The 12,773-nt window shown below is 56.8% G+C and carries 10 protein-coding genes; 4 read left to right on the top strand and 6 right to left on the bottom strand.

The window, feature by feature from the left end:
* Window positions 1-168: 168 nt before the first annotated feature.
* The 4 genes from ACT3RU_RS07835 to ACT3RU_RS07820 are packed head-to-tail and all read left to right on the top strand — an operon-like array spanning window position 169 to window position 6,561.
* Window positions 169-1,344: an efflux RND transporter periplasmic adaptor subunit gene (locus tag ACT3RU_RS07835; protein ID WP_192528508.1), complete on the top strand. Its 1,176-nt coding sequence runs from the start codon at window positions 169-171 to the stop codon at window positions 1,342-1,344.
* Entirely contained in the window at window positions 1,344-4,439 is a 3,096-nt protein-coding gene (locus tag ACT3RU_RS07830; protein WP_192528480.1) for an efflux RND transporter permease subunit, read from the top strand. The genes ACT3RU_RS07835 and ACT3RU_RS07830 overlap by 1 nt, the downstream gene beginning before the upstream one ends.
* Complete coding sequence (locus ACT3RU_RS07825) at window positions 4,439-5,839, top strand: ATP-binding protein (RefSeq protein WP_192528481.1); 1,401 nt, start codon at window positions 4,439-4,441, stop codon at window positions 5,837-5,839. The genes ACT3RU_RS07830 and ACT3RU_RS07825 overlap by 1 nt, the downstream gene beginning before the upstream one ends.
* Before the next feature lie 17 nt (window positions 5,840-5,856).
* Window positions 5,857-6,561, top strand: coding sequence for a response regulator (locus tag ACT3RU_RS07820; RefSeq protein WP_192528482.1), 705 nt, complete (start codon window positions 5,857-5,859; stop codon window positions 6,559-6,561).
* 141 nt (window positions 6,562-6,702) lie between these two features.
* Here ACT3RU_RS07820 and ACT3RU_RS07815 read toward each other — a convergent pair whose 3' ends face one another.
* From ACT3RU_RS07815 to ACT3RU_RS07790, 6 genes are all read right to left on the bottom strand, one after another.
* Complete coding sequence (locus ACT3RU_RS07815) at window positions 6,703-7,335, bottom strand: TetR/AcrR family transcriptional regulator (RefSeq protein ID WP_192528483.1); 633 nt, start codon at window positions 7,333-7,335, stop codon at window positions 6,703-6,705.
* A 35-nt stretch (window positions 7,336-7,370) separates the two neighbouring features.
* Entirely contained in the window at window positions 7,371-8,915 is a 1,545-nt protein-coding gene (locus ACT3RU_RS07810; RefSeq protein WP_225733923.1) for a tripartite tricarboxylate transporter permease, read from the bottom strand.
* A gap of 22 nt (window positions 8,916-8,937) precedes the next feature.
* On the bottom strand, window positions 8,938-9,459 hold the full coding sequence (locus ACT3RU_RS07805; RefSeq protein ID WP_192528484.1) for a tripartite tricarboxylate transporter TctB family protein: 522 nt from the start codon (window positions 9,457-9,459) through the stop codon (window positions 8,938-8,940).
* Between the two features lie 99 nt (window positions 9,460-9,558).
* Window positions 9,559-10,593 carry a Bug family tripartite tricarboxylate transporter substrate binding protein gene (locus tag ACT3RU_RS07800; RefSeq protein WP_192528485.1) on the bottom strand — a complete coding sequence of 345 codons (1,035 nt, stop codon included), beginning with the start codon at window positions 10,591-10,593 and terminating at the stop codon, window positions 9,559-9,561.
* A 174-nt stretch (window positions 10,594-10,767) separates the two neighbouring features.
* Window positions 10,768-11,607, bottom strand: coding sequence for a sugar phosphate isomerase/epimerase family protein (locus ACT3RU_RS07795; RefSeq protein ID WP_192528486.1), 840 nt, complete (start codon window positions 11,605-11,607; stop codon window positions 10,768-10,770).
* Complete coding sequence (locus ACT3RU_RS07790) at window positions 11,604-12,773, bottom strand: dihydrodipicolinate synthase family protein (protein ID WP_192528487.1); 1,170 nt, start codon at window positions 12,771-12,773, stop codon at window positions 11,604-11,606. The genes ACT3RU_RS07795 and ACT3RU_RS07790 overlap by 4 nt, the downstream gene beginning before the upstream one ends.

Below are 12,773 nucleotides of genomic sequence, written 5' to 3'. Positions count from 1 at the left end.
GTTAGCGAAGAGTTGCACGCTATTTTCATAATGCTTACCTAATCTCTGCGAGCCAGTGCGTGATGCTAGCATGATACGCTTCTTATACCGGAATTTTCGCTTTTACTACGTTTTCGCTCTTGCAACGGGTACTCCGTGTTAATAAAACCTCATGACTCTTTCTCCTCGATGCAACAAGGCCGTGTCCGTTTAGGCGCCGTACTGGCCCTGTTGGTGTTTGCCATCGGCTTAGCCTGCGCCTGGTGGATTATCAACCAGCCGCCGCGTATTGAGCGGCGTGCTCCCCCGCCACCTACGCCGCCTGTCGTCAATGTCATGACGGTCGAACAGAGCGCCCTATCGCCTCTACTGAGCGGCTTTGGGCGAGTAGAAGCCGAGCAGACAGCCCTGCTGGCCAGCCGCGTGGCAGGTCAGTTGGAACGCTTTGGGGAGGGCGTTTTTCCAGGCCAGGTCGTTGAGGAAGGCGCGCCCGTTGCATATATCGACCAGGCCGATTTGCGCCTTGCCCTGGAAGACGCCGAGGCCCAGCTAAGCAATGCTCAAGCGCAGGTGGCGCTTGAAAATGCCGAACAGCAGCGCGCCCGTAGTGAGTACGAGTCGTTTGGGCGCCAGCTTTCCGCCGAGCGACGCTCGCTGGTCCTGCGCGAGCCTCAACTGCGCCAGGCCCAGGCTCAACTGACTCAGGCACGTGTGATACGCGACCAGGCAGCGCTCAACCTTGAGCGCGCAACGTTGACCGCCCCGTGGAAGGCGATGGTGCAAGAGCGCTTGGTGGGCGCTGGCAGCCTGCTAAGCCAAGGAACCGAGGTGATTAACCTGGTCGGTGTTGAGCAATTCTGGGTGCGCGCCTCGTTGCCTGGCGATGCACTTGAATGGCTGGCGCCGGGTAGTCAGGTCACGATTACCAGCCGGGGCTGGCCAGAAGGCGCTTCGCGGGAAGGTGTACTGATATCGATTTTACCTAATTTGGAAGAGAGCGGACTTCAGGCACAGCTGTTGATTGCGGTGAATGACCCATTGGCGCTGGATACCGATGGCCCCGCGCTGCGCTTGGGCGATGTAATGCGAATAGCCTTTCAAACTCAGGCACAGGAAGACCTGATTGCCCTGCCCTCGGCGGCGCTACGCCCAGGTGAGCGCGTTTGGTGGGTGGACGATGAAGACCGCCTACACAGCACAACGGTGTCGCTTGCCTATCGGGGTGAAAATGAAGCGCTGGTGCGCAGCGGCCTGGAGGCTGGTCAGCGCGTTGTCACTTCAGGTCTTGCCCAGCCCCAGGAAGGACAACAGGTTCGCGTTCGCTCGCGCAACGACGCGCCCACCCGTGATGAGGAGAGCAGCTAATGCGTCGCGGCCCGCTTGCCTGGATGATTGACCATGGCGTTGCGCCTAACCTGCTGATGCTGCTGTTTATCGTGGGGGGCCTTATGGCATCGCTCGCGATTAAAAAAGAGGTCTTTCCTGAGTTTGAAATTGAAATTGTTCAGGTCAGCATCAGCTACCCCGGCGCCACGCCAGAAGATGTCGAGCAGAGCCTACTGCTCCCCGTTGAAGCGGCGGTATCGAATGTAGAAGGTATTGATGAGCTGACCTCCAGCGCTGGTGAAGGCAGCGGTATGGTCAGCGCGACGCTGATTGACGGCGTCGATGTGATGCGCGTTTATCAGGATATTCAGCAGGCGGTCAACGCCATCACTACCCTACCCAGTGCCGCCGACCCGCCCCGCTTCACGCTAGCGGGCAGATCGCGCAGTGTGGTCAGCCTTCAGGTTTACGGCTCGGTTGGGCTTGCCGCCCTTCACGACGCCGCCGAGGATGTGCGCGCTGAGCTGCAGGCCGCTGAGGGTATTTCGCGCGCCGAGCTTTCGGGTAATCGCGAGCGCGAGATTCAGATTCATCTGGATGAAGAAGCTATTGAGCGCTACGGGCTTGATCATCAGCAGCTTGCCAGCCGCATTGGGGCTGAAGCGCTGGACCTGGCAAGCGGCCAACTCACCACGGCTGAAGGCGAATGGCTGGTGCGCTACCAAGGCCGACGCAACAGCGCCGCCGAGTTTGCCGACCTGCCAATCCTTACCACTGCCCAGGGCACGCCCATTTTGCTGGGTGATATCGCCCGCGTGAGCAACGGCTTTGCCGAAACGGACCGTGAAGAGTTTTATAATGGCGAGCCGGGGCTGTCGGTCAACATCTATCAAATTGGCCACCAAACCCCGACCAGCATTTCCGAGGCGGTCTACGGCGAACTGGAGCGCTTGCGAGCGGGGCTACCGCCGGGCGTTAGCCTGGACGTTGCACGCGACAGCTCGGAAATATACGAAGACCGCTTAAGCCTGCTGCTGAAGAATGCCTGGATGGGCCTGGCGCTGGTGATGGTGCTCATGGCGCTGTTTCTTGAAGCGCGGCTAGCATTTTGGGTCACGCTGGGTATTCCCACAGCCTTTTTGGGCGCCATGCTGTTCCTGCCCTGGATCGGCGTCTCACTGAACATGATGTCGATGTTTGCCTTCATTATCGCGCTGGGGATCGTGGTGGATGATGCGATCATGGTGGGCGAAAACATCTATAGCTATCGCGAGGAAGGCTACTCGCTGCGCGATGCGGCGGTAAAAGGGGCAGGTGAAATTGCCGTTCCGCTAACCTTTGCCATTTTGTCGAATATCGTGGCGTTTCTGCCCCTGCTGTTTTTACCCGGCTTTTTGGGCATGCTGTTTGCCACTCTGCCCGTGGTGGTCGTCACGGTGTTTTTGATCTCCTGGGCCGAAGCGCTGTTTATCCTCCCCTCTCACTTGGCGCATAGCCGTAAACCGCGTGAAACACCGGCCTGGCAGCGGCCGCTGGAAGCATTGCGCCAGCGCCTGCAGGGCGGGCTGCATCACTTTACATACCATCAGTTTGAACCGTTTCTTCAACGCGCACTTAATCAACGCTTACTGAGTGTTTCCATCGGCGTTGCGGTGCTGGTGGTAGTGCTGGCGTGGTCTATGAGTGGACGGCTGGGCTTTTCACTCATGCCCCGTGCAGAGTCAGATCAAGTTCAGGCAACGGTAACGCTGCCAATTGGCACCAATATCAGCGTTAGCCGAGAACTTAGCCAACAGCTACTGGACGCCGCCCAGCAGTTGAGCGAGCGCGAAGAGACACTGGCCTTTAGCAGCACGCGCAGCCGCCTGGACGGAGAAGAGTTGCAGGTACGGCTCGATATCGCCAATGACAGCCTGGAAGCCTGGCCACCTTCACGTATTGCAGGTGAATGGCGCGAGCTGGCGGGGGATTTAGTGGGCGCCCAGTCGGTACGTTTTGAGTCAGATTTTGGCGGCCCCGGCAGCGGCGCTGCGCTTAGCCTGCGCTTATCTCACCCCGATACCCAAGTGCTGGAAGCCGCCGCCACCCGGTTGGCCGAAGTGCTTGGTGAGTATGGGCTGACCGATATTGACAGCGGGATTGGCGATGGCAAACCCCAGCTTGAAATGCGCCTTTCCGCAGAAGGCCGGGCGCTAGGCCTGACCGGCAGCGACCTGGCCCAGGCACTGCGCGGACCTTTACAAGGTGCCACGGCGGTTGAGCAGTTTGTGGGCCGCAGCGAAATTAGCGTAGAGGTACGCCTGCCCGAAGCCGACCGCGCGAGCTTAAACGAACTTTACCGCATGCCAGTACGCACACCCGACGGGCTTAGCGTGCCGCTTGCTCGTGTGGCAGACATTACCTTAAGTCAAGCCTCAAGCAGCCTGCAGCGCATTGATGGCAGGCGCATTATCACCGTGACGGCGGACTCAGAGGGCGATCAAACCATTAACCAGGTACTGGCCACCCTTCAAGAAGACGTGTTCCCAACGCTTACAAACTCTTGGCCGGGGCTTGAGGTCAGCCTGGGCGGCCGCCAGCAGGATACCGCCGACAACCTGGCAGCCCTTCGCACCGCCATGTGGCTGATGCTGGCCGCACTTTACGCACTGCTGGCGATTCCCTTCAGAAGCTATTTGCAGCCCTTGCTGGTGCTTGCGGCCATTCCGTTTGGCGTTGTTGGTGCTGTGGTGGGCCACATGATTATGGGGTTTGGGCTTTCGATTATCAGTCTACTGGGCATGCTGGCGCTTTCCGGCGTGGTGATTAACGATGCGCTGGTACTGATTGATTACGCCAACCGCAAGCGGCGCGAAGGGATGGCGCCTCGCGCAGCCATTGTGGCGGCGGCTACCCGGCGCCTGCGGCCCATCATGATGACCACGCTTACCACCTTTCTGGGCCTGGCGCCCATGATTCTGGAAACCTCGCGACAGGCGCGCTTTATGATCCCCATGGCGATCTCGCTGGGCTTTGGCATGATCTTCGCGACGGCCATTTTGCTGATACTGGTGCCCTGCCTTTACCTGGGTATGGAGAACTGGCGCGAGCGTCTTAGCATGCCTCGCCAACCTCTTCAGGAGGGCACTTCCTGATGGCCGTTACCTTGCCCTCTTGGCGTCCATCCCGGCTAGGACTAAAGCTGTTCTCGGCCATACTCAGCGTTAACGTGGCCATTTCCGCCACCATGTTTCTAGCCGTTTCCTACAGTATCGACCGTGGTTTTATCGACTATTTAAACCAGGCCCAGGAACGCCGTGCCATGCTGCTGGCCGATGGTTTGATTACCCGCTGGGAAACCCAGCAGGACTGGCGCTGGCTTGAACACAACCCGGAACGCTGGCCGCATATCGTACGCTTTGAACTGGGTCAGGAGCATCGTGAACGCCCCTCACCCCTGGGCGAAGCGCAGGATTTTGCGCTGCGCGCGCCAAACGGTGAGTTTGTGATTCCGCCCATGAATGGCCGCATGGGCCCCGGCGATTGGCGCTGGCTCACGCTCCACAGCGACAACGAGGCCATTGGCTCGTTAGGGTTTCGCCCTCCTCAGCAGATGATGGAGCGCATGGAAAATCGCTTTCTAGAACTTCAACAGCGCAACCTGGTAATTATTGTTATCTCGATTGGACTAGCATCGCTGCTGCTGGCCGCCGGGCTCTCGTGGTGGTTAAGTCGACGTACGCGGGCACTGGCTATCGCCACGCGGCGGCTTACCGAAGGCAACTACCATACTCGCCTACCTGAGCGTGGTCGGGATGAGCTTGCCCGTTTGGCGCGGGATTTCAACGTGCTGGCGGCGACGCTAGAAGCCAACCGTGACGCCCGTGCACGCTGGGTCTCCGACACCGCCCACGAATTGCGCACGCCCTTGGCCGTGCTACGTGGAGAGATTGAGGCCATGCAGGACGGCATTCGCCCACTAAATCAAGAAAACCTCAGCTCGCTGGCACAGGAAGTTGCCCAACTTGAGCACCTGGTCGCCGATTTACGCCTGCTTTCGCAAAGCGATGCCGGCGCGCTAGATATTCATCTGGCCCCCATGAATCTTAGCGAAAGCCTGGCCAGCCGACTTGAAGATGCAGACCGTTGGCTCAATGGCAGCGGCCTTACACTGACGACGCACATTGCCCCCGACGTGATAATTCGAGGTGATGCCCAGCGACTGCATCAGCTGTGGAATAATCTGCTGGATAACAGCTGCGCCTACACCGATGCACCAGGCAAACTTCAAGTAACGCTCAACATTGAGCGTGCCCAGGCGGTGATTGTTTGGCAGGATAGCGCACCGGGCGTTCCGGAAAGTGAGCTTTCCCGGCTTACCGAGCGCCTTTACCGTGTTGAAGGGTCACGCAATCGGGCAAGCGGCGGTAGTGGCCTAGGGCTATCCATTGCAAGCGCCTTGGTGATTGCGCACGGTGCAACGCTTGAGGCATCCAATGCGCCGCTAGGCGGGCTTTGCTGGACCTTACGTTTTCCGTTACTGACTTCCCATTAATGACAAGCGAGTCCGCCATGTCCCAAGACGCCCCGCTATTGATTGTTGAGGACGAGCCCAAAATTGCCCGCCTCATGGATGATTATTTAAGCTCTCACGGTTTTAATGTTGCAACGCTGGGTCATGGCGACGATGTGATACCCTGGTTGCAGCAGCACCCCACCACGTTGGTGCTTTTGGATGTCATGCTGCCCGGCAAGGATGGTTTGACGCTCTGCCGGGAAATACGTCAGGCGTGGCCTGCTATCGCAATTATTATGGTGACCGCCAAGGTGGAGGAAGTAGACCGACTGCTAGGGCTGGAGTTGGGCGCCGATGACTATATCTGCAAACCTTTCAGCCCCCGCGAAGTAGTCGCCCGCGTGAAAGCGGTACTACGCCGCAGCCAAGCACTTGCCGAACAGGCCCACACCCCTGAGGCAGCGGTTTCAACCCCGGTGACCCTGAATGACGATGGCTGGCAGGCACTAGCCAACGGCCATGACCTGGGCCTCACCGCGGTTGAATTTCAGCTGCTGCGGGTAATGATGCAGTCACCTGGACGGATCTTTAGCCGTGAGCAGCTAATGGACCATATGTACCGAGACAACCGGATTGTTTCTGAACGCACCGTCGACAGCCATATTAAAAAGCTGCGCAAAAAAATCACCGAAGCCCTCCCCGAGCAGGAGATCATTCGTTCGGTGTATGGAGTAGGGTACAAATATCAGCCCGAGGGCTAACCCGCAGGATTCAAAGGCCTACAAGCGCTCCCCACAACCGGCTACCGGAGTTCAGCATTTGGCCAAGCCGCTTTGAACGCGGCCTGGCGAATGCGGGCCTTTATAGCAGGCTTTTGCAAGTGGGCGGATGAGCCTTGGCTGTCAGTCGTTTTTTCGATAGCGCAGATAATCCAGCACCATGGAGACAGCGTGTGCTTCACGTTCCTGAATCATGGCAATGTGCGAAAGATCTTTATCGAAAATGATCGACAGCGTATGGACATTAGAGATGTAGAAATACCCTAATGCGGCGATAGAAATGTACAGCTGAATCGGGTCCACATCCTGCCGGAACACGCCTTTTTCTGCACCCCGCTGGATCAGAGTTCGGATTTGAGCAACCAGCGGTGAATGCAGTTGCTTCACTTCCGGCAGCGTTTTCAAAAAGCGTGCATAGTTGAGATTTTCCGTCGTCAACAGGCGCAAGAACCAGGGGTTCTGATGAAAATGCCGGAAGGTAAAACGCACTAGCCGATCCATGGCTTCTTCCGGCGAGTACTGATCCAGGCTTAACTCTCGCTCGCCAGCACGAATCGTCTGATAAGCGCCCAGCAATACGATTTTGTAGAGCTCTTCCTTATTGCCAAAGTAATGGTAAAGCAGGCGTTTATTAGCACCGGCTTTTTCTGCAATGCTGTCGACGCGAGCACCCTCAAAGCCCCGCTCGCAAAATTCATCGTGCGCAGCTTTAAGAATGTCTTGTCGAGTTAAGTCCGGATTGCGTTTACGACCCACTGATAAGCACCTTGTAAGTTATTCGAATGACCGCATTACGCTCCGTTTTTGACAGGCCATTTTATTACTAGCCTCACCTTTTTCAGACCTCGCAAGAGCAGGCGGTTAACAGCCGGGATACTCAGCAGGATTGCAATAACGCTAATTAGACATAGTACCAAACTCACCGGGCGGGTAAAGAAAGGGGTCATGTCACCTCCGGTCAGCGCAAGCCCTCGGCGGAGGTTGGTGTCGAGCAAGCTACCCAGAATGATGCCCAGCACAATAGGTGCCATGGGATACTTCATTTCTCGCAGCAGATAGCCGGCTAACCCGAAGAATACCATCACGTAGACGTCAAACATTTGCTGGGAAATGGCAAACGAACCCACCACGCAGAGCACATAGATCACCGGCATCAATTTTTGCCGAGGTACGCTCAATACCTTGACCAGCAATTTGGTCATCGATAGACCATAGATAGTAATGGCCACCGTGGTGAACAGCAGCATCGCAATAACCTGATAGAGAAAATCCGGGTTCTCAATCATCAGCATTGGGCCTGGCCGAATATCATGAATATACATGGCGGCGATGAGGACGGCGGCGGCGGTAGAACCGGGGATTGCCAGCGTTAACACCGGGATCAGCGCGCCAGGAATGACAGCACTATTACCGGTTTCTGCTGCGGTCAGCCCTTCATAAGAACCCTTGCCAAATTTTTCCTTTTCCTTACTGGCGCGACGTGCGGCGGCATAGGAAGACCAGCTGCCGATATCTTCGCCCACACCGGGGATAATGCCCACTATCGTTCCAATGATTCCGGATCGAATCGCCGTTCGACGGTAATTCCAGACATCCCTAAAGTGAGGAATAGTGCGCCCTTGAGAAACAATTACTTGGGCGTCCAGCTTACGCCGCATAACGGTCAAAATTTCAGCAAACCCGAAGGCCCCCACCATGGCGGGGATAATGTCGATGCCGCCTGAAAGATTGGAAATGCCAAAATCGAAGCGCCGGAAAGCATGCAGGCTTTCCATCCCGATCATGGCCACCAGCAAGCCAAGCAGCCCGGCGATATAACCTTTCAAGGGATCGTCGGCACCGGTCAATCGCCCAGAGATGACAACCCCAAAGACCGCCAGCCAGAAGAACTCATAGGAACCAAAATTGAAAGCAAACTCGGCCAGTGTGGATGCCAGTATGGCCAGGAAGAAAATACCAACGAAGGTGCCAATCGCCGAGCTGGTAGTGGCCAGCCCCATTGCATAACCGGCCTTCCCCTGCTGGGCCAGTGGGTAGCCATCCAGACTGGTTGCTGCGCTGGCTGGAGTGCCGGGGATATTCAGCAAAATGGCACTGCGTCCACCACCGTAAATGGCCCCAACGTACATACAGATCAGCGTCAGAATGGCTTGGTCACCAGGCATGCCGTAGGTGAGTGTTACCAGCAACGCCACCCCCATGGTGGCTGTCAGGCCCGGCAACATGCCGATAACAATTCCCAGCAGGCTCGCCCAGGCAATATTAAAAAGGCTCATTGGGGTCATAAAATGCCCCACGCCTTGGGCCAGCATGCCGAGTTCTTCCATCATAAACATAGTGACTTCCTCATAGAGCCCTTCATGGCAGACGCACCAGGAAAATTTCCTGGAATACCAGCGTGACTACCAACGCCACCACTACCGATTGGATGCCTGCCAGGATCAAGCAACGCGCCAATGGCACGGGTTTAGCGGTCAAATAGCGCTCAAACAATACGATTGAGACAAAAATATACACAAAGGTCGCCAGCCAAAACGGTAACCAGCCGACCAATATCAGTGCATAGCTCAACGTTAGAATTAACATGGCCAACAGACGTCGGGATTCTTCGTTAGCCAGCATAGCGCGCAGGCTATTTAGGGGGCTGAAGTGCCTACTCGCCCCCTGACGCCAAGAGCGCAAAGCCAAGAGCAGACCGCTGAGCGCCAGCAAACCACCCAGAATCATGGGTACCAAGCCGGGGATGGTCGAAGGATGTATACCTCTCGACTCAAGGCGTGGCATGGTCCAGGACAAATAGAAGACCGTTAGACCCAACACCACAAATACAATGCCGGAGACCAGGTCGGCTTGGCTCAAACGGTTGGAGTTATTCGTCATCGGTCATTTCTCCTATGGGTAGGCAAATAACATTGATAGATGAACGGAGCCACAGGCTTGGGTAAAAAGCAGGGGCGGCCTTCCCGGCCGCCCTCGCTGTCACTGGGACACTTCGCTGCGCGTTTCACAATCAATACCGATTTCGATGGGATCAATCTCAGCCTCGCCGCGGTCAACGTAGGCACAGGCTTCTTGAATAGCGATCGGCATGGCCCGCTCACGCGCTTCATCGCCATAGGATGGGTCAAAGATGGCGCCTTGCCTGTCCGCATAATCCTGCAGTTCCTGGGACGTCATAATATGCTCCTCCCAGATGCGGTCCATGGTAGCGACGACTTCATCCGGCGCGCCACGCGGGATAAAAATCCCGAAGTAGTCAGGTGCGACGTGTATGTCGGGCAGCCATTCAGTGATGGGCGGAATGGGCTCGTCCATGCCATCAATTGTTAAGGAACGATCACTGAGCACGGCCAAAGGCTTAAGTCGCCCGCCTCGGAGCATCTCTGCCTGCTCTACGGCCAGCTGAGTGGTCAGCATGGCTTCGCCGCGTGCTGCCGCCACCACGGCGGGATTGCCACCGTCGTAGGTGATCATGTTGTAGTCAAAGCCACCCTCATCGCTGAGCGTGGCAATAGCGGTCCCGCCGGAGGATGTCACCCCAGCGGTTGCCACGGTGATTTGATTGCCACGTTCGTTCAATGCCTCAAGTAGCTCGCCGAAACTATCGAACTCGCTGTTGGAGGGGACGCTGACCACCGGCACGTTAGCGACCGACAGGTAAATATGCCAATCATCAATATCCGTGTCTTCAATCAGACCGGTAATTGAGTAGTTAGCATTATTGGCGATGGCATTGGCGGTCCATGTGTAGCCATCTCGTGCGGATTCCAACACTTCCCGTGTACCAATAGCACCGGAGGCACCGCTTTGGTTTACCACCACCACGCTCTGACCCAAGTGCTCTTCCAGGAGAGCGGCGGTTACTCGGGTCACCTGGTCAGTAGAGCCGCCCGCGCCCCAAGGCACGATGATGTTAATGGGTTTCGTGGGCTGCCAATCTTCCGCCAGCGCGGCCCCCGTCAAGGTGACAGCCGCTATTAAACCGCTGCTCAGTGTGGCCTTAATGACATTCATAGATCTCTCCGTTGTTGTTATTCAAGCAGCGTTAAAGCCGCTCTAGTTTGCTCAAAGGGATTCATGGACTCCGAACACGTTTGATACGTTTATTTTTATAGTAATCGTCGCGCTTTGGTTTTAATTACGGCTTAGCTTTAATCACAGTTTCGTTTTGATCACAGTGTCATTGATTTACACCACCGTCAGATAACGCTCCTTACACACCTGAAGCACTTCCTCGGCGGGCTTCTTCCACCAATGATCCGCAGAAAATATCTCCACCTCATGGAAGCCCTGGTAGCCTTCGGCTTCGACCCAGCTGCGAATCAGCGGTATATCAATGACGCCATCGCCCATCATGGCGCGATCCAGCAGCATGTCAGACATCGGCATGCGCCAGTCGCAGATATGGAAAGCCAATAGCCGTTCCTTGCCGGCCCGCTGTATCTGTTTCTTCAACTCCGGGTCCCACCACACATGGAAGACATCGAGCGCTATGCCGACGCCTTCGCCAAGCACATCGCATAGATCATTCGCCTGGCCCATGGTGTTAACGCAGGCGCGGTCTGCCGCGTACATCGGATGCAGTGGTTCTATGGCCAACGGCATACCTGCCTGGCGGGCATGTTCAACAATGCCATGCATTCCATCGAGGACCATCTGGCGGGCACCGGCGATATCCTTGGAGTGTTCCGGCAGGCCACCCACCACCAGCACTAAGCACTGTGCATTCAGTTGCGCGGCATCATCTATGGCGCGCCAGTTGTCTTCAACTGCGGCCTTGCGGGCCTCTCGCGTGGTCGCCGGGAACATACCGCCGCGACAAACGCCGGTAACAGTCATGTTGTTATCGCGTAGCAGTTGGGCCGCTTTGCTTACCCCGCACGCTTCCAGCTTGTCGCGCCAGATGGAAATTCCATGGATGCCCATGTCAGCATAGCCACGAATTTCCTCTTCCAGGGTCCATTGAACCTTGGTCGTGGCATCATTGATCGACAGTCGGCTAAAGTCCGTCAGTGGTTGTGCGATCATTGCGCCACCCCCCGCGTTACCATTACGTGCGTCATGCGTTGCGTGGCCAATTCGGGATCACGCAGCAGCCCGGCCTGGTCAGCGAGCCGGAACAGCTCGGCCAAGTGCAAGGTAGAGCGGGTGCTTTCCTGCCCGCCAACCATGGTGAAGTGATCCTGATGACCGTTCAGGTAAGCCAGAAACACTACACCCGTTTTGTAAAAACGCGTGGGTGCGGCAAAAACATGGCGAGCCAGTGGCACTGTTGGCGCAAATATTCGGTGATAGGTGTCTAGATCCCCCGCATCCAATGCGGCCATGGCGGCGGCTGCCGCCGGGGCGATAGGATCGAAGATACCCAGCAACGCATGGCTATAGCCCTGTTCGTCACCGGCGATCAGGTCGGGATAGTTGAAATCGTCTCCCGTGTACATTTTTACGCCAGCGGGCAAACGCCGACGCATGGCGATCTCCTTGTCCGCATCCAGCAGCGAGATCTTGATACCGTCTACCTTGTCGGCGTGGCGAGCAATAATGTCGATACAAACCTCCATGGCCTGTTCTGTATCAGCATGCCCCCAGTAACCGGTTAAAGCCGGATCAAACATATCGCCAAGCCAGTGCAGAATGACCGGCTCCTGCGCCTGAGATAGCAGCCGCTCATAGACGCGGCCGTAATCCTCCGGCGAGGTAGCCAAGGCCGCCAATGCGCGGCTGGCCATTATGATCAGTCGTCCACCCAAGGCTTCAATCGCGCTCATCTGTTCTTCGTAGGCGCGGATTACCCCGTCTATATCCTTGTAGTTCTCCGGCCCCAAGTGGTCAGTACCGCAACCGCATGCCAGGGTGGCGCCTGGCATATCGCGCGCGGCGTCGATTGAACGACGAATCAGTTCCAGGCTAGTCGGCCAGTCCAGCCCCATGCCTCGCTGGGCCGTGTCCATCGATTCGGCAACACCAAAGCCCAAACGCCACAGGTGCCGCCGATAGTCGATGGTACGCTCCCAATCAATGGCAGTACCCAGCCAGGGATCAACCAGCGCCAGCGGGTCAGACACTACATGAGCTGCTGCATAGGCAACCCTCGATTTGGGAGCGCCAAGGTTTCCCGTGAACGACAGTGGTTCGCCCAGTTGATACGCAACCGGTTTGCCAACATTGTCAGGCAATATCAATCGGGGGCTCAT

It is taken from the genome of Halomonas sp. TP35 (assembly GCF_052375975.1).
Lineage (GTDB): Bacteria > Pseudomonadota > Gammaproteobacteria > Pseudomonadales > Halomonadaceae > Vreelandella > Vreelandella citrativorans.
Note: the sequence above shows the minus strand (reverse complement) of the source record. Positions and strands in the feature narration are given on the sequence as shown.

Bases quoted from the DNA above. Each gene is read 5' to 3' on its own strand.
- ACT3RU_RS07810 (WP_225733923.1), bottom strand. From the start codon at position 8,915: ATGTTTATGATGGAAGAACTCGGCATGCTGGCCCAAGGCGTGGGGCAT.
- ACT3RU_RS07825 (WP_192528481.1), top strand. From the start codon at position 4,439: ATGGCCGTTACCTTGCCCTCTTGGCGTCCATCCCGGCTAGGACTAAAG.
- ACT3RU_RS07830 (WP_192528480.1), top strand. From the start codon at position 1,344: ATGCGTCGCGGCCCGCTTGCCTGGATGATTGACCATGGCGTTGCGCCT.
- ACT3RU_RS07790 (WP_192528487.1), bottom strand. From the start codon at position 12,773: ATGAGCCCCCGATTGATATTGCCTGACAATGTTGGCAAACCGGTTGCG.
- ACT3RU_RS07820 (WP_192528482.1), top strand. From the start codon at position 5,857: ATGTCCCAAGACGCCCCGCTATTGATTGTTGAGGACGAGCCCAAAATT.
- ACT3RU_RS07805 (WP_192528484.1), bottom strand. From the start codon at position 9,459: ATGACGAATAACTCCAACCGTTTGAGCCAAGCCGACCTGGTCTCCGGC.
- ACT3RU_RS07835 (WP_192528508.1), top strand. From the start codon at position 169: ATGCAACAAGGCCGTGTCCGTTTAGGCGCCGTACTGGCCCTGTTGGTG.
- ACT3RU_RS07795 (WP_192528486.1), bottom strand. From the start codon at position 11,607: ATGATCGCACAACCACTGACGGACTTTAGCCGACTGTCGATCAATGAT.
- ACT3RU_RS07800 (WP_192528485.1), bottom strand. From the start codon at position 10,593: ATGAATGTCATTAAGGCCACACTGAGCAGCGGTTTAATAGCGGCTGTC.